The sequence below is a fragment of the Paenibacillus sp. 1011MAR3C5 genome, assembly GCF_003591485.1.
Taxonomy (GTDB): domain Bacteria; phylum Bacillota; class Bacilli; order Paenibacillales; family Paenibacillaceae; genus Pristimantibacillus.
The window spans coordinates 584,121-605,168 of sequence record NZ_QZCF01000001.1 but is presented as its reverse complement, the minus strand read 5'-3'; the positions used below and the strand labels follow the sequence as shown (position 1 = coordinate 605,168).

The following is a 21,048-nucleotide window of genomic DNA, read 5'->3' as shown; positions in this document are numbered from 1 at the left end:
TTCCTAATATTAACACATCAGTCTCCTAAAGTTTCTTCTCGATTGCTAAATAGCTTTTCCTCTCTATTCCACAATTGGTCCGTTTGTTAGAAGACTGATAGGATTGAAAAAAGAGTGGATCCGTTGATTGAACTCGAATAGGAGGCGATGTGATGGTAAGCGAAAAAACAGTGATGCGGGTGCAAGAATCGAGAGAGAAACGCATATTACCCCAATAAACTGCGTGATTTCCCTCTCATTTGAAGGGGGTATCCATGGAACAAGAAGAGACCCTATTATCCACAACACATTCCGTCAGTTATATAAACCATGTTATACTGCGGCCGTCTGGAAAGTGATCCTGGAGCATACATGCAGTGCTGAGGCATTTGAATGGTTACCCCGAGAGTCAAGGTCCGCTTTGGGGATTAGCTTGGCGATCCCGCGCTGCGGCTTGGATGCTTAGAAACCGGAGAGTCTTGGAACATGCTCTATCCTAATGGGTCAACTTGATCTTGGCTTAGGCATGCGCGGTCTGGCGAACATCTGTGCCTGTATGCTATCATCTAGTTATACCATCATAAAGGATTGAGTATCGGCATGGACTTATTTAGCTATGAGGAAGCGGAGCGGCCGCGGGCGAGATTGCTCGCCGATCGGATGAGACCGCAGACGCTGGATGAATATATCGGGCAAGAACATATCGTAGGACAAGGCAAGCTGCTGCGCCGGGCGATCGAGGGCGACCAAGTGTCATCAATCCTGCTATACGGCCCTCCAGGCTGCGGCAAGACGACGCTTGCGAACATTATCTCGTTGCGGACGGAAGGCGATTTCGTCAAGCTGAACGCGGTGGACGCTTCCGTCAAGGATGTCAGGGAAGTCATTGACCGGGCCAGGTCGAACAAGACGCTGTACGGCCGCAAAACGATCCTGTTCCTCGATGAGGTGCATCGCTTCAACACGTCGCGTCAGGATGCACTGCTGCCTGCGGTCGAGCAGGGCATCATTATCTTTATTGGCGCGACGACGGAGAATCCGTTCCATCATGTGAACGGAGCTCTTCTCTCCCGGTCGACGCTGTTCCAGCTCGAAGCGCTGGAGGAGAAGCATTCCATGGAAGCGATGCGCCGGGCAATGGCGGATGCGGACCGCGGCCTTGGATTCATGAAGCTGATTGCGGATGAGGAAGCGCTGCAGCATATTGCGGCGATGTCAGGCGGCGACATCAGGCGGTCGCTCAATGCATTGGAGCTGGCAGCGGTGACGACGCCTTCCGAGCCGGACGGCTCCGTTCATATTACGCTGGAGGTTGCGCAGGAGTCGGTGCGCAAACCATCGATCCGGGCGGATATGTCCACGCAATACGACGTCTTGTCGGCCTTTCATAAGAGTGTCAGAGGCTCCAGTGACGCCGCATTGTTCTGGTTCCTGTACGCCGTGGAGAAGCTCGGCATGGACCCGATGACCTTCCTTCGCAGGCTGATCGTAGCCTGCAGCGAGGATATCGGCCTGGCAAATCCGCAAGCGATGGTCCAGGCGGTAACGGCTATGGACGCCTACCACAAGATTGGCTGGCCCGAGGCCAAATATAACATTTCCCAGGCAATTCTGTTCGCGGTCGAAAGTCCGAAATCTAATTCGACAGCGGTCGCGATTGGCAATGTGATGAATGCGATCGAGCGCAACGGCAACCTGGAAGTGCCGCTTCATCTTCGCGATACGCATTACAAGGGCGCGGCCCAGCTTGGTCATGAAGGCTACAAGTATCCGCATGACTTTCCGAATCATTATGTGAAGCAGCAATATTTGCCCGATCCGCTTGCGAAAGCTTCGTTCTACAAGGCGACGGAGCAGGGGATGGAAGAGAAGATCAAACAGAATCAGCAGCGTCGCTTGAGGTGACGCTGCTGATTTTATTTGGCCATTATTGGATTAGTCCCAGATTCGTACGCGAGGAATGTCTGCCGTTCTTAAATAATCCAGTAATTGACCCGTATGGACAGACTCGTGATAGGCAATACGAAGAAGCATATCTCCCAAACCTCTAATATAACCGCAATCGGAGCGGTCGATTTGAATATCTTCCAGATCAGATTCGGTGAAAGCGGCAATCGTCTCTAAGAACTGGTTGCGATAGAGCTCTGCAAACGCAAGCTCATCTTGGACAGTTGTGAAAGGCCGATTCTCAAAAGGGGAATCGAATTGCGGCAGGCTGCCTCTATTATGGATTGCCAAATGATAATAATGCTCGCTTTCGAGTACATGCCTAACCATCTCGATACATGTCAACGCGTTGTCATCCGGCTTCCAGTGGAGCATATCCTCTGGAATTGATGTCCACACCTTTATGCTTCTTCGCCGGACTTCTTTAAAATGCATGAGAATGAGAGAAATTGAGTTCATATTTGCCTCCAAAATGAAATATCCTAATAGTATACACGAATGAACGTTCGGATTTCAATACTGCGGATGGAGCATAAGCAGATGATTAGGAGGCCATGATGAACGTATTAGACCATGAAGAATATAAGAAATGGGCGCTTATCAGGCAAGGAGGCAAGTTCCGCTATGTGTTGAAATGGATTCTCTATTTCTTTCTTTTCATGACGCTGATTCACGGATTTGTGTCCCTGCTGAACGGCAAGGAATTCGGGATACAGGAAGTGTTGACCGTACTCGCAGTTAGTCTGCTTGTAGGAGGCATAGGCTCTCTATTGAGATGGATGATATTTGAGAAGAGATTCCAGCATAGCCATGACCGTAATCCCCCGGGATGAGGGGCAGGAATGAGCGGGAGCATGCCCGCGGGCGTCGTCTATTCTCTCTAATGAATAAGGAGCATCAATCCCGAGAGAGGAAGATGCTCCTTATTCATTACTGCGCTATGGAAAACATGAGGCCGAAATAAGCGAACACGACCATGAGCAACCCCATCAGGAAGGCGACGCTTGGACGGTTCAACCGATACGTCCATACGACGCCGACCGCCATCAGCAGCGCTGCGGCAAACATAAGCACGCTCTCCATGTGCAGCGTGAACGCAAGCTGAATATCCGGACTGAACGCTCCTTTGTACAGCCAAGTGAACAACGGCGACGGGGATACCTGCTGCAGCGTATCCTTCAGATTATGCGGCGGAGCCTGCTGGCCCATGAAGGCTGTAGCGCCAAGCACCAGCATCGCAACGACGCTCTCTGCACGGAGCCACCTGACCGGCTGGAAGCCGCTGTCCTTCGCGGACACAGACTTGTACAGAAAACCGTTCGTATAGGCGAAGAGTAGAAGCGGCAGGATGAGCAAATGCTTGATCAGCAGCGCTTGGCCGTACGGGATAATCCATGAATTGACGTATTGCGGTGTAGTAAAGGTCATAAGCGTCAGTCCGGCCAGCAGCGTGACGACCACGCATATGATCGCGAGTGGAGAGAACCACTTCAGGAATGCGGACCAATTCTCCCTATCCTTGGAGAACCAGCTCACGACGAACAATATGCCGATCCAGACGCTGAAAGCCAGAAAATGCATCGTATGTACAAACAAACCTTTGAAGGAGCTGAGCGACGAAGCATGGCTTGCGTATCCTAGCCATACAACAAGCAATCCGGTAACGAACAGCGCAACCTTAGGCATATGCTTATCGTTCCGGAATGCTTTCATGCCCAGCAAGAGAGCCAGGCCAAGGGAACCGACGGTCGACCAGATCCACGCTTTGCCCGATTTAACGTCCATCAGAATGCTCTTCAGCATCTCGCCGTACGTTAATTCGAATTGGGAGGCATACTGGCTGGCAAGCTGATGAATCGGCGCGAAGGACAAGATCGGAATGGCAAGCGCACATGCCATTAACAGCCCGTTCGGGACTTGAACGGAAGGACGCTTGCGCTCCGGCACAAGCCGAAGCACAAGCGTTCCCATCAGAATAGCAAAGCTAATATAAAGAAGTCCTTCGCTTACGTAAATCATGACGATTTTTTCCTCATCAGTACAACGAAAATGACGACAGCTATTAGGATGATACCGATCATGACCAGCACTGGGGGCGATGCCAGCACTTCGCCGATGTCATCGCCGGAATCGTTATCCGACGGCGTTGCTGTTGGCGTAGCGGACGGTTGCTCGCTTGGTTGTTCGCTCGGCTGCTCGCTAGGCTCGTTCGTTGGCTCTTCGGATGGGGTAGGCGACGGCGTCGCTAGTACAGGCGCATCTACTGTAAAGGCATATTCGCCCTCTACCGCATGGCTGTCCGCCCCGATAATCGTCCACTTCACCGTGTACTTGCCGTTGTCCAGCGCGGCGGGCACGGTACCTGTCATCGTGTCTCCGCTCACTTCGGCTTTGCCGGTCTCCAATTGTTCCCCGGCTTCGTTGAACAGCTTGAATGTGCTTAGCTTCTCGATTTTGGTGTCAAACTTCATCTCAATACGCTCTGGAGATACATCTACCGTGGCGTCAACTGCAGGCAATGCGGTTTGCAGCGTGGAGTGCGCCAGTGCCGCGGAGGGCAGGAGCCAGATGAGGGCCATAAGGATGAGCAAAGCTCGTTTCATAAGGGATCAATCCTCCGTTTCTTTGTTTGCGAATGGCAGCGCTTCAGCATGGCAATCGCTCCTTGCATTATACCATCTTTACCATATGGAATGCTTCAAGGTCGTGATCAATTCGTTGCAGACTTATGAACGTTTGATGAATGCAGCCTTTTAGAAAAAAATAACAACTTTATGAGGGCGCAGCGCGTTTATACCTATAAGAAAGCCTAATGGACAGCGGGGGGATGCTTTTTGAAAAAAAGACTGGCAGTTATGCTGTTCGTCGGGCTGGCGGTTCTGCTACTAGATTCGTATTCGAATGCCTCAGACGATTACAGGATCATCGTAAAGTCCGGTATCGCAGCCTTTGATGGGATTGCCGAGAAGGGAGAGGGCGGAGCGGAGCTTGTCCCGTCCGATGAACGTTTGTTCCAGACCTGGATGAACACTCATTCAGAAATTCCGTACGTGAAGATCGGCGACAAAATCACGATCACCGCACATCGCGATCTATCAGGGAGCTATGCAATAAGGGACGTTCTATTAAAGAAGGACGGATCGTTGAAGTACAGGACCCAGCCATCCATAGAGCCTAGCCTTGTGACCGAGATTCAATTCGACCAGGGCGTCGGCAGCATTGTTCTGACGGAAGATAGGTATGCCTCTCTAAGCTCCCAAAGCACAGATTATGAGCCGGGCGCAACAATCAGAGGGTTTAAGCTCTATCTGGGGGACACGCAGGAAACGATTGTTTTTGTCATTCGCACCGATGCGGAGAGTTCACTGGAGCAGCAAGTTGTATTCCATTGCATATCGGCTAAGCCATCCTGAATACATATGACTACTACGCGCAGATTAGGCTGATACTCGTATGTGCAAAAAGGGAGGTGCGCCCGTCGCCGGGCCCTGCGCTGCGGTTGACGGGAATGGGTTGGGAGAACCTTTGCCGGTTGGCATGTCGCTGACGCTTGTGATGCTTCTGGTTGGCTTGAACGGTTTTTTGGTGGCGGCGCAGCATGCGATGTCCAAAGCAAGAATGAATCGGATAGAACGCTTGACGGCGGGAAAGGGCGCTCATGCAGGACGGGCGCGGCGAATGCTGGAGCGAAACGGGTATGCGACGGCTTGCCAGCTCGGCATTACCGGAGCTTCCATTGGCATCGGTTGGCTTGGCTCGAACCTGGCGGCAGGACGGGCAGCGCCATGGCTGACGGATGCCATGGGAATAAGTCCGGCTCTTGCCATATGGAGTTCTATAGCGCTTGTGTTTGTTCCCCTTGTACTGCTGCATGTCACAATAGGGGCGCTGGTGCCCAGAGCGGCTGCGCACCGCAAAGCGGAGCTTGCTGCAATCCGGGCAGCGAGGCCGCTGCATCTCCTCTATCTCTCCTTATGGCCGTTAGTCTGGCTGGCCCATCATTCAACCTCCGCTATGCTGAAACTAGCAGGACTCGCACCTGCAACCGAGAAGGAGCCTGCGCATACGGAAGAGGATCTGCGCAACTTGCTGAAGGAAAGCCACCGCAGCGGATTTATTGATCAGACCGAGCTTACCCTCGTGGACAATATATTCGATTTCACGGAGACAACCGCACGGGAAATTATGATCCCGCGCACGGAGATGATCTGTTTGCATGCGGGGCTCTCGCTGCAAGCGAATAAAACCATTGCTGTCCAATATATGCGAACGAGATATCCCGTCTGCGAGACGGACAAAGACGACATTATCGGCTTTGTGCACATGAAGGATCTATTCAGCTTCAGCACCGGAATGGTCGAATCGATTAGAGAGGTCATGAGGCCGGTCACATCGGTACCCGACTCTCTTCCAATCAGTGTGCTGCTGAAGCTGATGCAAAGGAATAAGACGCAGCTGGTTATTCTGATTGACGAATACGGCGGAACATCGGGTTTAGTGACGCTGGAAGATATCATGGAGGAGATCGTAGGCGATATTCAGGATGAATTCGATCCCGAGCACGCTGCGATAGTGAGGCAGGAGGATGGCTCCTGTCTGGTCAGCGGATCGATGCTGATCGAGGAGATGAACAGCTTCTTCGGCATGAATCTGGAAAGCGGAGATTACGATACGATTGGAGGCTGGCTGTATTCACAGCTTCCCTTTCCCCCGGCGAAGGGGCATTCTGTAAGCAACGACGACGGGAGATTTCAGCTCATCGTTGAGGAAATGCAGCATCTGCGCATCTTGCGTATACGGATTATCGATATGGCGGGGGATATACAGCGGACGATAAAGAAAGGGCTCAACGGGAGTGTGTGAACCTCCCGATTGAGCCCTTTATTCGACTTTATTGCACCGTCTCGGCTTGAATTTTATTCACAGCATCAATCGTACCGCCGCCGAGGCATACTTCGCCGTCATAGAAGACGACGGCTTGTCCTGGCGTAACGGCCTTCTGCGGCTGATCGAATGTGACAAGCGCCGTTCCGTCTTCCCGCATCGTGACGGTTACGCCTTGATCCGGCTGACGATAACGGAACTTCGCTTTGCAAGTAAACGACTCTTTAATGTCAAGCGGGGCGATCCAGTTGATGCCTGTTGCAAGGAGACTTTCGGAATACAGGCTTGGATGGGTTTCGCCTTGCACGACATACAGCACATTGTCTTGGAGGTTCTTGTCGGCTACGAACCACGGCTCGCCTGAGCCGGTCCCGGAGCCGCCAATGCCAAGCCCCTGGCGCTGCCCTAGCGTATAATACATGAGGCCGTCGTGACGGCCTTTCTTCTCGCCTGTACGAATATCAATCATATCGCCCGGCTTGGCCGGCAGGTAGCCGCTCAGGAATTCCCTGAAGTTGCGCTCGCCGATAAAGCAGACGCCCGTGCTGTCCTTCTTCTTCGCGGTATGCAGTCCAGCTTCTTCCGCGATTCGGCGAACCTCCGGCTTCGGCAGATGTCCGATCGGGAACATGGCTTTCCCGAGCTGGTCCTGATTTAGCGCGCTAAGGAAATACGTTTGGTCCTTGCCGGCATCTACGCCGCGCAGCAGCTTGGTCACGCCGTCTTCGCTTCGCTCGACTCTGGCATAATGCCCGGTCGCCAAATAGTCGGCGTTCAGCTCAAGCGCTTTGTTCAGGAAATCGCCGAACTTGATTTCCCTGTTGCACATGACATCGGGATTCGGCGTGCGGCCCCGCTTATATTCATCGAGGAAATAGGTGAATACTTTATCATGATACTCTCGTTCGAAGTTGACCGTATAATAAGGAATGCCGATCTGATCACATACGCGGCGGACATCCTCGGAGTCCTCTTCCGCAGTGCAATGCCCGAATTCATCGGTATCGTCCCAGTTTTTCATGAATATGCCGATTACGTCATAGCCCTGCTGCTTGAGCAGGAGCGCGGTGACGGAGGAATCGACGCCGCCGGACATGCCGACGACCACTCTCGTTTCGGCGTTTGATTTGCTCATCTATGCCACCACCTTGTCTCTTGAAACTTTCATCATTGTATCATATGCAAAAAAAGTTTTCATGAAGAAGTGGGGCTTTTTTGACACGAGGGGTGTGCGATATGTTACCATATAAGGATAATAGGATTACAGTGATTAAAGAGAGGTGCTACCTTGAAGATATCGACTAAAGGACGTTACGGTCTCACCATTATGATGGAGCTCGCAGCAAAGTTTGGAGAAGGCCCAATCTCGCTGAAGAGCATTGCCGAGCGCAACTCATTGTCGGAGCATTATTTGGAGCAATTGGTTGCCCCGCTTCGCAACGCAGGATTGGTGAAGAGTATTAGAGGCGCATACGGAGGATATATTTTATCCAAGGACCCGGCGCAGATTACATCCGGGGATATAATCCGCATTCTTGAGGGCCCGATCTCTCCGGTAGACTTTACGGAAGAGGATGATCCGGCGAAGCGCCATCTGTGGCTGCGCATTCGCGACAGCATCGCGGAGGTGCTGGACTCGACAACCCTAGAAAACTTAATCGCTTTCAAGGAAGAAGAAGCGAAGGACAGCTACATGTTTTACATTTAATAACAAACTTCGCATAAAAAAGAGCTCGCCGATCATCCAATCGGCGAGCTTTTATTCAATCTGTCACTGGATTTTGTTTGTTTTCCTTCGCCAGCTGCTTCAATTGCTTTTTGAAGGATTTAAACGTGAAGCCATATTCCTCGTTTGCTTGGCTCACCATTTGCTTTTTGCCTTTATAAGTTTCCAAGAGAAAAGCTCCTTGCCCCATGCCGATCACAAAGTAGTCGAATTCATCCTTGTCCGGCCGTTCACCCTTTTGATCCGTGAGGAAGAGGATCACTTCATCGCCGACTTCGTAGGCGCCCAGTCCTTCTTCACGAAGCTTCGCTCTCGTATATTGAGACAAGCCTGGCGTTCGAACGACAATCTCTTCCTTCGGCTTCCCTCTGTATACGTCGAGGACCCCTACAACCGTATCGGTTATTGGATTGACAAAACCGTCATGATCCGGTGTCTGCGATAGGACTTCGCCTCTTAAGATGACGTTGGCTGTACGCTCCAGCTCATGTTTATCTATTTTTATTATTAATATAGTTGTCAGCGTTTTCTCTGGCTGAGTCTCGCCCATGGTTTCATGCAACTGCAAGTTGAAATCATCGTAGATGAAGCCATATTCGTTGTTTGCCGTATTGTTCATCACTTTTTTCGAGTTATGCGTTTCAATCAGGAAAGCACCTTGGTCAACCCCGACTACATAGTAGCCCAGATCGTCCTTGTCGGGCGGATTGGCGGTTCGGTGAGCTAGAAAGAGGATGACTTCATCGCCTGGCAGATAGCCGGACAGCCTGCCGTCAAAATGGGCTTCCCGGTACGGATCTCTACCTTTCGTTCGAACGGCGACTCTATCTTCTGGCTTGCCTTTGAATACCTCCAGCACCTCAATATCGGTATCAGTTACCGGCATGGAGTCGCTGTCGTATTCCGATCGATGTCCGGTGACAACTCCTCTTAAGATGACATCCGCCAACTGAATGAGCTCAGCTTTGTCTACCTTGGCGATCAGTCCTGTATATTCCGACTGAACAATTCTTCGATAAGGCTCGGCAGGAGCGGAGTCGCATGCCGGAAGTACGGCTATCGCTGCGAAAATTGTCAATAACAATATCCATTTTTTCATGATAATTCCTCCTGCCTATAAAACGCTTCCCGTGACGTTATAGTTGCGCAATTCGTACGATAGGTGAGCCTTGACGAATGTGATATACTTTTCTAGATAAAGATGTAGATGAAATGAAATTATACGAGGTTTGAAGAGCTCGTCCCGTGAGGCGGACTTTTTGAGCATCTACTATAAGGGTGACGGTTGATGAGTACATACTATTTTGATCATGCCGCTACAACGCCCATGCACCCGGATGTCGTGAAGACGATGCTCGGGCTGATGCAGGGAGCGGGCGGCAATGCTTCGAGCATGCACGCGTACGGACGAGCAGCCAAGGGAGAGCTCAGTCGTGCGCGTGATCTGATTTCGGCGGCGATTGGCTGCAAGCCGGGGGAGCTGTTGTTCACTTCCGGCGGTACGGAGAGTGACAATCTGGCGTTGATCGGCGCGGCCAAGGCGCAGCGCAAGCGCGGCAGGAACCATATCATTACTTCTTCGGCGGAGCATCATGCCGTGCTGCATACTTGCGAGTGGCTGGAGCGTGAGGAAGGCTTCAGGCTGACGGTGCTGCCAGTCGATCAACAAGGCCGCATTCATGCGGACCAAGTGAAGGAAGCGATGCGTCCCGACACTGCGCTTATAAGCATCATGCACGGCAACAACGAGGTCGGCACGCTTCAACCAATCGAGGCGATTGGCGAAGCTGCACATGCAGGCGGCGCCTTGTTCCATGTGGACGCTGTACAGTCCTTCGGCACGATAAATTATCGGCTTTCTGAGCTTCCTATAGACTTTATGAGCTTCTCCGCTCACAAGATCAATGGCCCGCAAGGTGTCGGTGCTCTGTATGCATCCGCAGGAGCGCCTTTCGAGTCGTTGCAGCAGGGCGGTTCACAGGAGCGGAAACGCCGTGCAGGCACTGAAAATATAGCGGGAATTGCCGGATTCGCAAAAGCTGTTGACATTTGTGTGAACGATATGCAAAAAAAGCAACCTTTTTTGGACAAACTTCGTAAAGAATGGGTAGAGCTGATGATAGGCGAATTGTCAAGCGATGAGGTTGTCGTGAATGGCGATTTGAAGAACAGCCTGCCGCATATCGTCAACCTTAGCTTTATCGGCGCGCATACCGAGTCGATGCTCATGAATCTCGATATGGCGGGCATAGCAGCAGCTAGCGGCTCGGCCTGCACATCCGGTTCACTGGAGAAGTCGCATGTGCTGAGAGCGATGGGCATTCCGCCGGAAAGATTGGATTCAGCTGTAAGATTTAGCTTCGGGTTGGGGAATACTTTGGAGGAACTTCAAGAAGCCGCTCCTATTGTCGCGGGTATTGTGAGACGGATACGGAGCTAGGTTAGGAGGCTTCCGGCCAAAGTGATCAAACTTCAACAGCTGATCGGGCTCCCGGTCATCGTCATACATTCCGGCAAGCAAGTAGGCACCGTGAAGGACTGCTGGTTCGACGAGAACTGGAAGCTGAACGGAGTCGTGCTGGAATACGGCAAGTGGTTTGCGGCGAAGGTTCGCATTGTCGCTTGGAGCGACGTGCTCACCTGCGGTGAGGATGTCGTCATTATCGCAAGCGAGAAAGCCGTCATGGCGATGAAGCCCAAGGAAGTAAGCCGCGCCTTTTACACCGGAGTCGTGAAATTAAAGGGAATGCCGGTTGTAACCGTACACGGCGACCAGTTAGGTTTGTTGTCGGATGTTTATTTTTACCCTTTGCAGGGTACACAGATAGTAGGCTATGAGCTTACTGACGGTTTTGTTTCGGATCTGATGGAAGGGCGTAAGTGGCTAAAGGCGCCGAGCGATCCGGATATGGTGTTGCTCGGGGAAGACGCGATTATCGTTCCTGCTGTCAGTGAAGCGGAATTGGAGCCTGTCGCAGCTTCCAATTTCAGAGAATAGGGAGAAATGTTTATGATGAATATGCTGAGATGTCCGAATTGCAATTCGAAAGATATCGGCAAGATCGGTTCCCACCAATTTTACTGCTGGGGCTGCTTTATTGAATTGACGGTGAACGGCGAGAAGATGTCCGTCTATCAGGTGGAAGAGGATGGCACGCTGAGCTCGCTCGACGATCTGTTCTTCGAGGACGATATCGCCTCGCAAGAAATTCACATCAATTAATACGAGAACTTACATTAAACTGAACAACCAGGGACGGCCAAAGGGCCGTCTTTTTTTGCGTTCCAAGGATGATTGGCAAGACTTGTACATATACTGAACAACATAGGAGTTCCTTTGCCAGTATGCGGCAAGGACAGCTGCGCGTGGGATGTTCGGGGGTGCAAGAGGTGGAACGATTCACAAAAAACCGGTTGTTTGTATGGCTCGTTTATTTGATATTGAGCTTGGTGGCGATCTACTTCTTATTGCAGCTAAAGCCGCTGATCGTCTCAATCTACGATTTTTTGAAAGCCGTGCTCGGTCCGTTTATTATTGCCATGATTATATCCTATGTGCTTAATCCGATTGTGACGCTGCTGCATGAGCGGAAGGTGCCGCGCACGATTGCGGTGCTGTTGATCTATGCGGTGTTTTGCGCTGTGGTGACGGTGCTGCTCGTCAATATGATCCCGATGTTCATGAATCAGATTCAGGAGCTGAACCGCCATATCCCGGAGCTGTCCATGCGGGCGCAGAATCTGGTGACTGATATTAACAATACGTCCTTTCTGCCGGAGAGCTTCCGCGACGGGGTGAACAAGGCGCTGGTCGGAATGGAGAAGCGGGTGTCGGAATCGCTACTGCATTTTATCAACAATATCGGCAATATGCTGAATACGGTGTTTGTTGCGTTCATCATTCCGTTCCTTGCCTTCTATATATTGAAGGACTTCGATGTCTTCGAGCGAACGGTCATAACTTACGTGCCGAAGTCGCATCGGAAAAATACGGTCAGGCTGATGAAGGATATAGATCATGCGCTGGGCAGCTACATCAGAGGCCAGTTTCTCGTCTGCCTGATCGTCGGCATATTGGCTTATACCGGCTATTTGTTCATCGGCATGCCGTATGCGCTTCTGCTGGCCAGCATAGTGGCGATTACAAACGTAATTCCCTATCTGGGACCCTTCTTCGGGGCCGCGCCCGCGTTGTTGATGGCATCGACCGTTTCGCTGAAAATGATGATTCTTGTGGCGATTGTGAATACGGCTTGTCAAATTCTAGAGGGCAATGTCATCTCGCCGCAAGTGGTGGGCAGAACGCTCCATCTGCATCCGCTGCTCATTATCTTCGCCTTGCTGGTAGGCGGGGAGATTGCGGGCATCGTGGGCATGATTCTGGCTGTGCCGATCTTTGCAGCCTGCAAAGTCATTGTACAGCATATGTTCGCCTACTACGTGCGGCGAAAGATTATTTGACAGTCTACAGGGGCAAAGTTATAATTTGTCGTATATAATTGAACACGATGATGAAATGAAGTAAGCCATAGCAAGCCATCCAGAGAGAATGCTTCTTCGCAGTTGCCAAGTGCGGCGATATGCGTCGGTTGAGAGAGCGTTTATGTGCGTAAATGGCCGAAAGCTACTTTCGGAGTGTGAATGAACTTCACCGGCTGGACCCGTTATCGTCCGCTAAGGAGATTGCGCATGCTGCGCGATAACCAGGGTGGTACCGCGATATCGATTCGTCCCTGTCATTTGACAGGGGCTTTTTTATTTTTCAGAATACAGAACCTATAGGAGGCTATCGTCGATGAAAGCAAGTGAAATCAGAGCCAAGTGGCTGCAGTTTTTTGAAGAGAAGGGGCATAAGATCGAGCCGAGCGCTTCGCTCGTGCCGCATAACGATCCCTCCCTGCTATGGATCAATGCGGGCATGGCGCCGCTGAAGCAATACTTTGACGGCCGCGTTATCCCGGAGAATCCGCGGATTGCCAACTCGCAGAAGTGTATCCGTACCAATGATATCGAGAACGTCGGCAAAACCCGCCGCCACCATACGTTCTTCGAGATGCTGGGCAACTTCTCCATCGGCGATTACTTCAAAGAAGAAGTGATCACCTGGGCATGGGAGTTCCTGACAGACAAGAAGTGGATCGGCTTCGATCCGGAGCGTCTGTCCGTAACGGTCTATCCGGAAGACGAAGAAGCATTCCGCTTCTGGAATGAGAAGATCGGCCTGCCGGCTGAGCGTATCTACAAGCTGGAGGAGAACTTCTGGGATATCGGCGAGGGACCTTGCGGTCCTTGTACGGAGATTTTCTACGACCGTGGCGACAAGTACGGCGACCTGTCCGATCCAGAGTGCTGGCCGGGCGGCGAGAACGAGCGATTCCTGGAAGTATGGAACCTCGTATTCTCCCAATTCAACCATAACAAAGACGGCAGCTACACGCCGCTGCCGAGCAAAAATATCGATACAGGCGCAGGTCTTGAACGTTTTGCTTCTATCCTGCAGGACGTGGATTCGAACTTCGACACAGATCTGTTCCGTCCGATCATCGACCGCACTTGCGAAATTGCAGGCGTAACGTACAAGTCGAACGAAGAGCAGGATGTGGCGCTTAAAGTAATTGCCGACCATATTCGTACAGTGGTATTCTCCGTCGGCGACGGGGTTATGCCGTCGAACGAAGGCCGCGGCTACATTATCCGCAGACTGCTTCGCCGTGCGGTTCGCTACGGCAAGAAGCTGGGTGTGGATCGTCCGTTCCTCTATGAGCTGACTTCGGTCGTGGGCGACGTAATGGGCGTGTACTACTCCGAAGTGGTCGAGAAGCGCGAATTCATTGAGCGCGTCATCCGTACGGAGGAGGAGCGCTTCCACGAGACGTTATCCGACGGACTGGCAATGCTGTCCGACATCGTGGCTTCCGCCAAATCGGCTGAGAGCACGATCATCCAAGGTGCTGATGCATTCCGCTTGTATGATACGTACGGCTTCCCGTTCGACCTGACGGAGGACTTTGCAGCTGAGCATGGCATGACTGTGGACCGCGAGGGCTTCGACGCTGAGATGGAGCTTCAGCGCGAGCGCGGACGCGGCGGGCGCCGTGAGACCGAAAGCATGAAGGTGCAGGGCGGACCGCTGTCCGAGTATACGGATAAAAGTGAATTTGTTGGCTATACTGATCTGATAACTGACTCCCAGATTAAGGGTATCGTACTGGGCGACGCATTCGTTCAAGAGGCTGGCGAAGGCAGCCAGGTGCTGGTGCTGCTTGACCGCACACCGTTCTATGCAGAGAGCGGCGGACAGATCGCGGACCGCGGCACAATTACGGGCGACGGCTTCGAGCTTCGCGTAGAGAATGTATCCAAGGCTCCGCACGGTCAGACGGTTCATCATGCGGTTGTGGTATCCGGTACAGCCAAAGCTGGCGCAACCGTGCAATCGGCGATCGACAAGAGTGCGCGCGAAGATATTATTAAAAATCATACGGCGACGCACTTGCTTCACAAAGCGCTTAAGGAAGTGCTGGGCGATCACGTGAATCAGGCCGGCTCCCTGGTCGAGACCGACCGTCTGCGCTTCGACTTCTCTCATTTCGGCAGCGTTACAGCCGAAGAGCTTGCAGAGATCGAACGCAAAGTGAATGAGCAAATCTGGCTGGGCACGGATGTCGACATCTCGAACAAGTCGCTGGCAGAAGCGAAGGCGATGGGCGCAATGGCGCTGTTCGGCGAGAAATACGGCGATGTCGTGCGCGTCGTGCGTGTTGGCGATTACAGCCTTGAGCTATGCGGAGGCTGCCATGTTCGCAACACCTCTCAGATCGGATTGTTCAAGCTGCTCGGAGAGAGCGGCATCGGCTCCGGTGTTCGCCGCATAGAAGCTGTAACCGGAAGACATGCTTATACGTATTACGAGGAGCAGGTGGAATTGCTCAAGCAATCGGCAGCGCTGCTGAAGTCAGGCGTAGCTGACGTGCCGAAGCGTATTGATGGTCTGAATGCGCAGCTGAAGGAGCTGTCCCGCGAGAACGAATCGCTGCAGGCGAAGCTGAGCCGGATCGAGGCGGGGTCTCTTGAATCGCAAGCGGTGAAGGCAGGCGAAGTGACGGTATTGTGCGCGAAGGTGAATGCGCCGTCGATGGATGCGCTGCGGGGCATCGTAGACGAGCTGAAGCCGAAACTCGGCGCAAGCGTTATCGTGCTGGGCGCGGTAGCGGACGACAAGGTCAATCTTGCGGCGGCGGTATCCGCTGATCTCGTGAAGAAGGGCTTCCATGCCGGACAGATCATCAAGCAAGCAGCGATCGTCTGCGGCGGCAACGGCGGCGGTCGCCCAGACATGGCCCAAGCAGGCGGCAAGGATATTACGAAGCTGGACGAAGCGCTGAAAGTTGCGGAAGAACTGGTTGTTAACCGGGCGAATGTGATATGATAGTGCTAGGCAATGTCTTTTTGACGGTTTTTTGGAAAGCGAGGTGCTGTTGATGAGTTCTATGGACCAAACAATGAAGTTTAACGTGAAGGCTGAGGGGGTGGAGACTTCTTCTGGAGATATTCTTCTTAGCGTGCATGAAGCATTGCTGGAGAAGGAATATAATCCAATTAACCAGATCGTTGGGTATTTGCTGTCCGGAGATCCCGCGTATATTCCGCGGCACAACAACGCCAGAAGTTTGATCCGCAAGAAGGAACGCGACGAATTGATCGAAGAGTTGGTCCGGTTTTACTTGCAGCACAAGAAACAATAACAAGGAGCCGGACAATTAGATGAGAGTGATGGGACTGGACTATGGGGACCGCAATATTGGAGTGGCGATCAGTGACGCCTTTCGATGGACGGCTCAAGGCATCACAGTCGTGGAAAAACGACGCGACGGAGGAGAACTGGATCGGTTATCCGAGCTGGCAAAGGAACATGAAGTATCCGAAATCGTGGTCGGTTTACCGAAGAATATGAATGGATCCATCGGCCCGCGTGGCGAAATTTGCATCGCATTTGCCGAGCAGATTAGGCAGAAGTTGGAAATACCAGTTCACCTTTGGGATGAAAGGCTGACAACGGTAGCTGCCGAGCGAACGCTCCTGGAAGCGGACGTCAGCCGGAAGAAGCGAAAGCTAGTCATAGACAAGATGGCCGCAACGATCATCTTGCAAAATTATCTCGATTCTAAAACGAAAAGGTGAGGGTAACGATGACAAAGGACGACATGCAGTACGAAGAGCCGGAAATCATTTATATTCCGGATGAAGAGGGCAATGAAGAGGAATTCGAAGTCATCATGAAGTTCGAGGTAGATGATTCGGATCAGAAATATATGATGGTAGTGCCGCTAATCGGCGCAGACGACGAGGAAGACGAAGTCTATGCGTTCCGTTATGAAGAAGACGGTGACGACCTGAAACTGTATACGATTGAAGACGAAGAAGAATGGAACATGGTCGAGGAAACGTTCAACACGCTGCTCGGCGAGTTGGAGGAGCAGGACTAATGGCAGATGTTTCCCACAACAATCCGGAACGGTTAAGCCGCTTGAAGGAGCTGTTCGGCAGCGAGGTTGAGCTTGTATCCGAAGACGGAACGGCGGAATTTTTCCGTATTAAGGCTGAGTTCCGGCTAGGCGAGGTCCAGTATGTCGCGCTGCAAAGCGAGGCGATGCGCGCCGAAGACGAGGTTGAGCTGTTCCGCATCAATTTGGACTCCAATGAGCCTCATCTGGAGACGATTGAAGATGATGAGGAATGGGAATCAGTCTCGGAAGCCTATGACGACCTGCTGTTTGACGGGGAAGAACGTCCATAGCCTCAGGCAGCTTGTCATTGCGCAATAAATACATTCGTATAGTGGAACCAAAAGGGCGGCTTACCACCGCTCTTTTTTTCGGAAACTTGCAGAAGAGGGTGCGATTGGTTGGATACGATGGAAGAGAAGCAAACGCAGAAAAAAAAGAAAAAACGGAGCAAGAATCAGAAGCCTAGAACATGGCTCATTAATTTATGGGTTTTTGTCAGCCTGGTAGGTATCATGGTTCTGGTCGCCGGCGGTGCGGCTTTTTACTTGTGGAACAATCTTCAACCTACGTCGAAGGGCGAGATGAAGCAGGTGACGATTACGCGGGGCATGTCCGCCAATTCAGTGGCCGATCTGCTTGAAGAGAATGGCATTATAAAAAATGGTTTTGTATTCAGTTATTATTTGAAGCTGAAAGATGAAGGGTCCAAGTTTCAGGCTGGCACATATGAGCTGCAGCCCGGCATGGACAAATCTGCGGTTATCGCCAAGCTGAACGCTGGAGATACGATTGCGGAAGAGACCATCAGGTTCACGATTCCGGAGGGCTTCACGGTTCTGCAGATCGCGGACAAGCTGGCGGCCGAGGGGTTAATTAATAAAGACAAGTTTCTGGAGCTGGCCGAGACGGATCGCGCTTGGGGAGATGCGGAGACGGTTCGCGGCTTGCCGAAGACGGATAAACTGCACAAGCGTCTGGAAGGATACCTATTCCCGGAGACGTATGAGATGAAGAAGGAAAGCACGGAGGAAGATATCATTATCCGGATGCTGACGGAGACCGATCGCAAGCTTAGCGCTTTGCCGGAAGGCTGGCAGGATGCCATGGAGGCTTCGGGCAGAACGCTGCATGACATCCTGACAATCGCGTCGCTGGTTGAACGCGAGGTTGTCGTTGACGAGGAGCGTGCTCTCGTAGCCGGTGTCATCTACAACCGGATTGCCGCCCCTATGCGACTGCAGATCGATGCTACGGTCCAATATGCGCTGGATACGCCGAAGGCTCGCTTGTCGCTTTCGGATCTGGAAATCAACAGTCCTTATAATACGTACAAAATAGACGGCTTGCCGCCGGGACCGATTGCAAGTCCGAGCATTGCTTCAATTGAAGCGGCCTTGTATCCTGCGGACACCAAGTATCTCTTCTATGTGACGAAGAAGGACGGCTCCCAGACGCATCTGTTCGCAGAGACGTTCAAGGAGCATCAGAAAAACATCGCATTGAGTGAAAAAACAACGCAGTAATCAATACGCGGTGGATGCCAGCTATAGGGCTTGACCCCCTAGAAGATAGATGAAGGAGAAACAAAATGACGTACAAACCTGAATTGCTTGCCACCGCATCGTCTCTTGAAGAGCTGTCCCGGCTAATGGCTGCCGGCGCCGACGCGTTCGTTATTGGCGAGTCCCGTTACGGGACTCGGCTTGCCGGTGAATTCTCGAGAGAAATGATGAAGGAAGCCGTTAGCCTGGCAAAAGCGAAAGGTGTTCGAATCTACGCAGCAGTCAACAATATCATCGATAACGCCGCTTTGGCGGAGCTGCCCGATTATGTGGCGTTCCTTCATGAAGCGGGAGTAGACGCCATCGTATTCGGCGATCCTGCCGTGTTAATGGCTGCGAAGTCTTATGCGCCCGGCATGGCGCTGCATTGGAATACGGAGATGACCTCGACGAACTTCGCAACGGCCGAATACTGGGCGCGCAGAGGCGCAACCCGGTATGTGCTTGCGCGGGAGCTCAATATGGAGCAGATAGAAGATACGAAAGCAAAGTCTCCGCTTGAGATTCAAGTTCAAGTGCATGGCATGACGAATATCTATCACTCCAAACGTTCCTTGGTGCACAGCTACCTGGAGCATAAAGGCGAACCGGAACGCATCCCGGATGCCGACCTGGAGCGCGGGCTGTATATGATGGAAGCGGATCGTCCCGACGAGCGTTATCCGATCTTCGAGGATGACAACGGCACGCATGTGATGAGCTCCAGCGACATCTGCATGTTGGAAAATTTGCATGAGCTGCTGGCAGTCTCAGTCGATAGCTTCAAGATCGAAGGCATCATGAAATCGGTCGAATACAATGAGAGAGTCGTTAGCGTCTATCGCAGAGCGATTGATTCGTATTTGGCTGATCCGGAAGGCTATCGCTTCCAAGAGGAGTGGCTCGATTCGATCAAGGAAGTGCAAGATCCGAAGCGCGAGCTAAGCTACGGCTTCTTTTATAAGGAACAAGTGTATTGATCGGATATATGCAGGAGGTGTGAACCATGATGACTACAGGCATAAGAACGGCTTCCCGCCGCTATCAGGGCAAGCGCAACAGACTGGATCGGCCGGAGCTGCTTGCTCCAGCGGGCAATTTGGAAAAACTGAAATTCGCCATTCACTATGGTGCCGATGCCGTCTATATCGGCGGGCAAAAATACGGTCTCCGGTCCAATGCGGACAATTTCAGCTTCGAAGAGATGAGAGAAGGCGTCGAATTCGCCAATCGCTATGGAGCGAAGGTATTCGTCGCAACCAATATCTATGCGCATAACGAAGATATCGAAGGTATTGAGGCGTATTTGCGCAATCTGGAGGATGTCGGCATCGCGGCCATTATCGCGGCTGACCCGGTCATTATCGAGACGGCTCAGCGCGTAGCGCCGAAGCTGGAGGTGCATCTCAGCACGCAGCAGTCGACGATGAACTGGCAGGCGGTTAAATTCTGGAAGGACGAGGGATTGCCGCGCGTCGTGCTTGCCCGTGAGACAAGCTTCGAGGAGATCGAAGAGATCAAGAAGCATGTCGATATCGAGATTGAAGCGTTCATTCATGGCGCGATGTGCTCGTCGTATTCCGGAAGATGCGTATTGTCGAATCACTTCACCGACAGGGACTCCAACCGGGGCGGCTGCTGCCAGTCGTGCAGATGGAAGTATGACCTGTTTGTGGACGATGCGCCAATGTACGAGCAAGGCGAAGACCAGTTTACGATGGGCTCGAAGGATCTGTGCATGATTGGTTATTTGCCAGAGCTGATTGAGGTTGGCGTAGACAGCTTCAAGATAGAAGGCCGGATGAAGAGCATTCATTACGTGGCTACGGTTGTCAATGTCTATCGCCAAGCGATTGACGCTTACTTCGCCGATCCAGAAGGCTACGAATTGAAGCAGGAATGGATCGAGGAGATGAACAAAGCCGCTAACCGTCCGCTTAATACGGGGTTTTTCCTGGATACCCCAGGGGTGGAAGATCATATATACGGCCCTGAGGAAAAAGCCGCTCCGTACGACTTTGCCGGCATTGTGCTGGACTATGATGACCGGACTGGGTTTGCTACCCTGCAGCAGCGCAATCACTTCAAGGTAGGACAGGAAGTTGAATTCGTCGGCCCAGGTGGCACATTCTTCAAGCAGACGGTGACGGAGCTGACGGATGAGTCTGGCGCTGCTCTGGATGTGGCAAGGCATCCGTTGCAAACCGTACGCATACGCACGCTGAAGCCGGTCAAGCCGATGGATATGATGCGCAAGAAAATACGCTAATCATTTTTAGGAGAAATTAGAAAATTCCCAACATAAAGTCATAATAAACCCTTAACTTCATTGGTTAAGGGTTTATTTGTATTTTTACATTGACAACAGGGACTATAACCCTAAATAATAGAACCTAAGAACTAGTGATTGTGTCACTATCATTTTCATCTATAGCTGTTATTACTCTAATGTTCTGTACCACAA

Annotated in this window: 22 protein-coding genes; 17 read left to right on the top strand and 5 right to left on the bottom strand. The window is 51.9% G+C overall.

The genetic code is table 11. From position 1 onward, the window contains the following. The first annotated feature begins 579 nt into the window (after window positions 1–579). Entirely contained in the window at window positions 580–1,884 is a 1,305-nt protein-coding gene (locus tag D3P07_RS02725; protein WP_119798528.1) for a replication-associated recombination protein A, read from the top strand. 30 nt (window positions 1,885–1,914) lie between these two features. Here D3P07_RS02725 and D3P07_RS02720 read toward each other — a convergent pair whose 3' ends face one another. After that, the gene (locus D3P07_RS02720) at window positions 1,915–2,385 is read right to left on the bottom strand and encodes a DinB family protein (protein WP_119798527.1); all 471 of its coding nucleotides are present in this window, start codon (window positions 2,383–2,385) and stop codon (window positions 1,915–1,917) included. Between the two features lie 95 nt (window positions 2,386–2,480). On the opposite strand from D3P07_RS02720, the gene D3P07_RS02715 reads away from it, so the two are divergent. After that, window positions 2,481–2,759, top strand: coding sequence for a hypothetical protein (locus tag D3P07_RS02715; protein ID WP_147384471.1), 279 nt, complete (start codon window positions 2,481–2,483; stop codon window positions 2,757–2,759). A 97-nt stretch (window positions 2,760–2,856) separates the two neighbouring features. Here D3P07_RS02715 and D3P07_RS02710 read toward each other — a convergent pair whose 3' ends face one another. Together D3P07_RS02710 and D3P07_RS02705 are read right to left on the bottom strand one after the other, a co-directional pair. Then, entirely contained in the window at window positions 2,857–3,945 is a 1,089-nt protein-coding gene (locus D3P07_RS02710) for a copper resistance D family protein (RefSeq protein WP_119798525.1), read from the bottom strand. Continuing rightward, the gene (locus tag D3P07_RS02705; RefSeq protein ID WP_119798524.1) at window positions 3,942–4,529 is read right to left on the bottom strand and encodes a copper resistance protein CopC; all 588 of its coding nucleotides are present in this window, start codon (window positions 4,527–4,529) and stop codon (window positions 3,942–3,944) included. The genes D3P07_RS02710 and D3P07_RS02705 overlap by 4 nt, the downstream gene beginning before the upstream one ends. Before the next feature lie 231 nt (window positions 4,530–4,760). Between D3P07_RS02705 and D3P07_RS02700 the strand changes: the two genes are divergently transcribed. Beyond that, on the top strand, window positions 4,761–5,339 hold the full coding sequence (locus D3P07_RS02700) for a hypothetical protein (protein WP_119798523.1): 579 nt from the start codon (window positions 4,761–4,763) through the stop codon (window positions 5,337–5,339). A gap of 40 nt (window positions 5,340–5,379) precedes the next feature. Next, window positions 5,380–6,789, top strand: coding sequence for a hemolysin family protein (locus D3P07_RS02695; protein ID WP_119798522.1), 1,410 nt, complete (start codon window positions 5,380–5,382; stop codon window positions 6,787–6,789). A 28-nt stretch (window positions 6,790–6,817) separates the two neighbouring features. Here D3P07_RS02695 and mnmA read toward each other — a convergent pair whose 3' ends face one another. Further along, window positions 6,818–7,945, bottom strand: a complete 1,128-nt coding sequence (gene mnmA, locus D3P07_RS02690; RefSeq protein WP_119798521.1) for a tRNA 2-thiouridine(34) synthase MnmA — start codon at window positions 7,943–7,945, stop codon at window positions 6,818–6,820. 153 nt (window positions 7,946–8,098) lie between these two features. Here mnmA and cymR point away from each other — a divergent pair, with 153 nt between their 5' ends. Next, window positions 8,099–8,518, top strand: coding sequence for a cysteine metabolism transcriptional regulator CymR (gene cymR, locus D3P07_RS02685; protein WP_119798520.1), 420 nt, complete (start codon window positions 8,099–8,101; stop codon window positions 8,516–8,518). Between the two features lie 55 nt (window positions 8,519–8,573). Here cymR and D3P07_RS02680 read toward each other — a convergent pair whose 3' ends face one another. Beyond that, complete coding sequence (locus D3P07_RS02680) at window positions 8,574–9,635, bottom strand: hypothetical protein (protein WP_119798519.1); 1,062 nt, start codon at window positions 9,633–9,635, stop codon at window positions 8,574–8,576. A gap of 189 nt (window positions 9,636–9,824) precedes the next feature. Here D3P07_RS02680 and D3P07_RS02675 point away from each other — a divergent pair, with 189 nt between their 5' ends. From D3P07_RS02675 to D3P07_RS02620, 12 genes are all read left to right on the top strand, one after another. Continuing rightward, window positions 9,825–10,976: a cysteine desulfurase family protein gene (locus D3P07_RS02675; protein WP_119798518.1), complete on the top strand. Its 1,152-nt coding sequence runs from the start codon at window positions 9,825–9,827 to the stop codon at window positions 10,974–10,976. 21 nt (window positions 10,977–10,997) lie between these two features. Next, window positions 10,998–11,534: a PRC-barrel domain-containing protein gene (locus tag D3P07_RS02670; protein WP_119798517.1), complete on the top strand. Its 537-nt coding sequence runs from the start codon at window positions 10,998–11,000 to the stop codon at window positions 11,532–11,534. Between the two features lie 21 nt (window positions 11,535–11,555). Further along, a complete protein-coding gene (locus D3P07_RS02665) occupies window positions 11,556–11,759 on the top strand; it encodes a hypothetical protein (protein WP_119798957.1) in 204 nt (67 codons plus the stop codon). Between the two features lie 167 nt (window positions 11,760–11,926). After that, the gene (locus D3P07_RS02660; protein WP_119798956.1) at window positions 11,927–12,997 is read left to right on the top strand and encodes an AI-2E family transporter; all 1,071 of its coding nucleotides are present in this window, start codon (window positions 11,927–11,929) and stop codon (window positions 12,995–12,997) included. Between the two features lie 334 nt (window positions 12,998–13,331). Continuing rightward, window positions 13,332–15,965: an alanine--tRNA ligase gene (gene alaS, locus D3P07_RS02655; RefSeq protein WP_119798516.1), complete on the top strand. Its 2,634-nt coding sequence runs from the start codon at window positions 13,332–13,334 to the stop codon at window positions 15,963–15,965. A 52-nt stretch (window positions 15,966–16,017) separates the two neighbouring features. Further along, window positions 16,018–16,281 carry an IreB family regulatory phosphoprotein gene (locus tag D3P07_RS02650; RefSeq protein WP_116045679.1) on the top strand — a complete coding sequence of 88 codons (264 nt, stop codon included), beginning with the start codon at window positions 16,018–16,020 and terminating at the stop codon, window positions 16,279–16,281. A 19-nt stretch (window positions 16,282–16,300) separates the two neighbouring features. Then, window positions 16,301–16,717 carry a Holliday junction resolvase RuvX gene (ruvX, locus tag D3P07_RS02645; protein ID WP_119798515.1) on the top strand — a complete coding sequence of 139 codons (417 nt, stop codon included), beginning with the start codon at window positions 16,301–16,303 and terminating at the stop codon, window positions 16,715–16,717. An 8-nt stretch (window positions 16,718–16,725) separates the two neighbouring features. Continuing rightward, a complete protein-coding gene (locus D3P07_RS02640) occupies window positions 16,726–17,022 on the top strand; it encodes a DUF1292 domain-containing protein (RefSeq protein ID WP_119798514.1) in 297 nt (98 codons plus the stop codon). Continuing rightward, window positions 17,022–17,333: a DUF1292 domain-containing protein gene (locus D3P07_RS02635; RefSeq protein WP_119798513.1), complete on the top strand. Its 312-nt coding sequence runs from the start codon at window positions 17,022–17,024 to the stop codon at window positions 17,331–17,333. Before D3P07_RS02640 ends, D3P07_RS02635 begins: the two co-directional genes overlap by 1 nt. 117 nt (window positions 17,334–17,450) lie before the next feature. Then, a complete protein-coding gene (gene mltG / locus D3P07_RS02630) occupies window positions 17,451–18,566 on the top strand; it encodes an endolytic transglycosylase MltG (RefSeq protein WP_119798955.1) in 1,116 nt (371 codons plus the stop codon). Window positions 18,567–18,631: 65 nt separating this feature from the next. After that, window positions 18,632–19,564 (top strand): peptidase U32 family protein, encoded by a 933-nt coding sequence (locus tag D3P07_RS02625; protein ID WP_119798512.1) that lies wholly within the window; start codon window positions 18,632–18,634, stop codon window positions 19,562–19,564. A 29-nt stretch (window positions 19,565–19,593) separates the two neighbouring features. Further along, entirely contained in the window at window positions 19,594–20,853 is a 1,260-nt protein-coding gene (locus D3P07_RS02620) for a peptidase U32 family protein (RefSeq protein ID WP_397334531.1), read from the top strand. Window positions 20,854–21,048 lie beyond the last annotated feature (195 nt).

Bases quoted from the DNA above. Each gene is read 5' to 3' on its own strand.
- D3P07_RS02695 (WP_119798522.1), top strand. From the start codon at position 5,380: ATGTGCAAAAAGGGAGGTGCGCCCGTCGCCGGGCCCTGCGCTGCGGTT.
- D3P07_RS02725 (WP_119798528.1), top strand. From the start codon at position 580: ATGGACTTATTTAGCTATGAGGAAGCGGAGCGGCCGCGGGCGAGATTG.
- D3P07_RS02680 (WP_119798519.1), bottom strand. From the start codon at position 9,635: ATGAAAAAATGGATATTGTTATTGACAATTTTCGCAGCGATAGCCGTA.
- alaS (WP_119798516.1), top strand. From the start codon at position 13,332: ATGAAAGCAAGTGAAATCAGAGCCAAGTGGCTGCAGTTTTTTGAAGAG.
- ruvX (WP_119798515.1), top strand. From the start codon at position 16,301: ATGAGAGTGATGGGACTGGACTATGGGGACCGCAATATTGGAGTGGCG.
- D3P07_RS02650 (WP_116045679.1), top strand. From the start codon at position 16,018: ATGAGTTCTATGGACCAAACAATGAAGTTTAACGTGAAGGCTGAGGGG.
- D3P07_RS02635 (WP_119798513.1), top strand. From the start codon at position 17,022: ATGGCAGATGTTTCCCACAACAATCCGGAACGGTTAAGCCGCTTGAAG.
- D3P07_RS02640 (WP_119798514.1), top strand. From the start codon at position 16,726: ATGACAAAGGACGACATGCAGTACGAAGAGCCGGAAATCATTTATATT.
- D3P07_RS02675 (WP_119798518.1), top strand. From the start codon at position 9,825: ATGAGTACATACTATTTTGATCATGCCGCTACAACGCCCATGCACCCG.
- mltG (WP_119798955.1), top strand. From the start codon at position 17,451: ATGGAAGAGAAGCAAACGCAGAAAAAAAAGAAAAAACGGAGCAAGAAT.
- D3P07_RS02620 (WP_397334531.1), top strand. From the start codon at position 19,594: ATGACTACAGGCATAAGAACGGCTTCCCGCCGCTATCAGGGCAAGCGC.
- D3P07_RS02715 (WP_147384471.1), top strand. From the start codon at position 2,481: ATGATGAACGTATTAGACCATGAAGAATATAAGAAATGGGCGCTTATC.
- mnmA (WP_119798521.1), bottom strand. From the start codon at position 7,945: ATGAGCAAATCAAACGCCGAAACGAGAGTGGTCGTCGGCATGTCCGGC.
- D3P07_RS02710 (WP_119798525.1), bottom strand. From the start codon at position 3,945: ATGATTTACGTAAGCGAAGGACTTCTTTATATTAGCTTTGCTATTCTG.
- D3P07_RS02705 (WP_119798524.1), bottom strand. From the start codon at position 4,529: ATGAAACGAGCTTTGCTCATCCTTATGGCCCTCATCTGGCTCCTGCCC.
- D3P07_RS02625 (WP_119798512.1), top strand. From the start codon at position 18,632: ATGACGTACAAACCTGAATTGCTTGCCACCGCATCGTCTCTTGAAGAG.
- D3P07_RS02720 (WP_119798527.1), bottom strand. From the start codon at position 2,385: ATGAACTCAATTTCTCTCATTCTCATGCATTTTAAAGAAGTCCGGCGA.
- D3P07_RS02665 (WP_119798957.1), top strand. From the start codon at position 11,556: ATGCTGAGATGTCCGAATTGCAATTCGAAAGATATCGGCAAGATCGGT.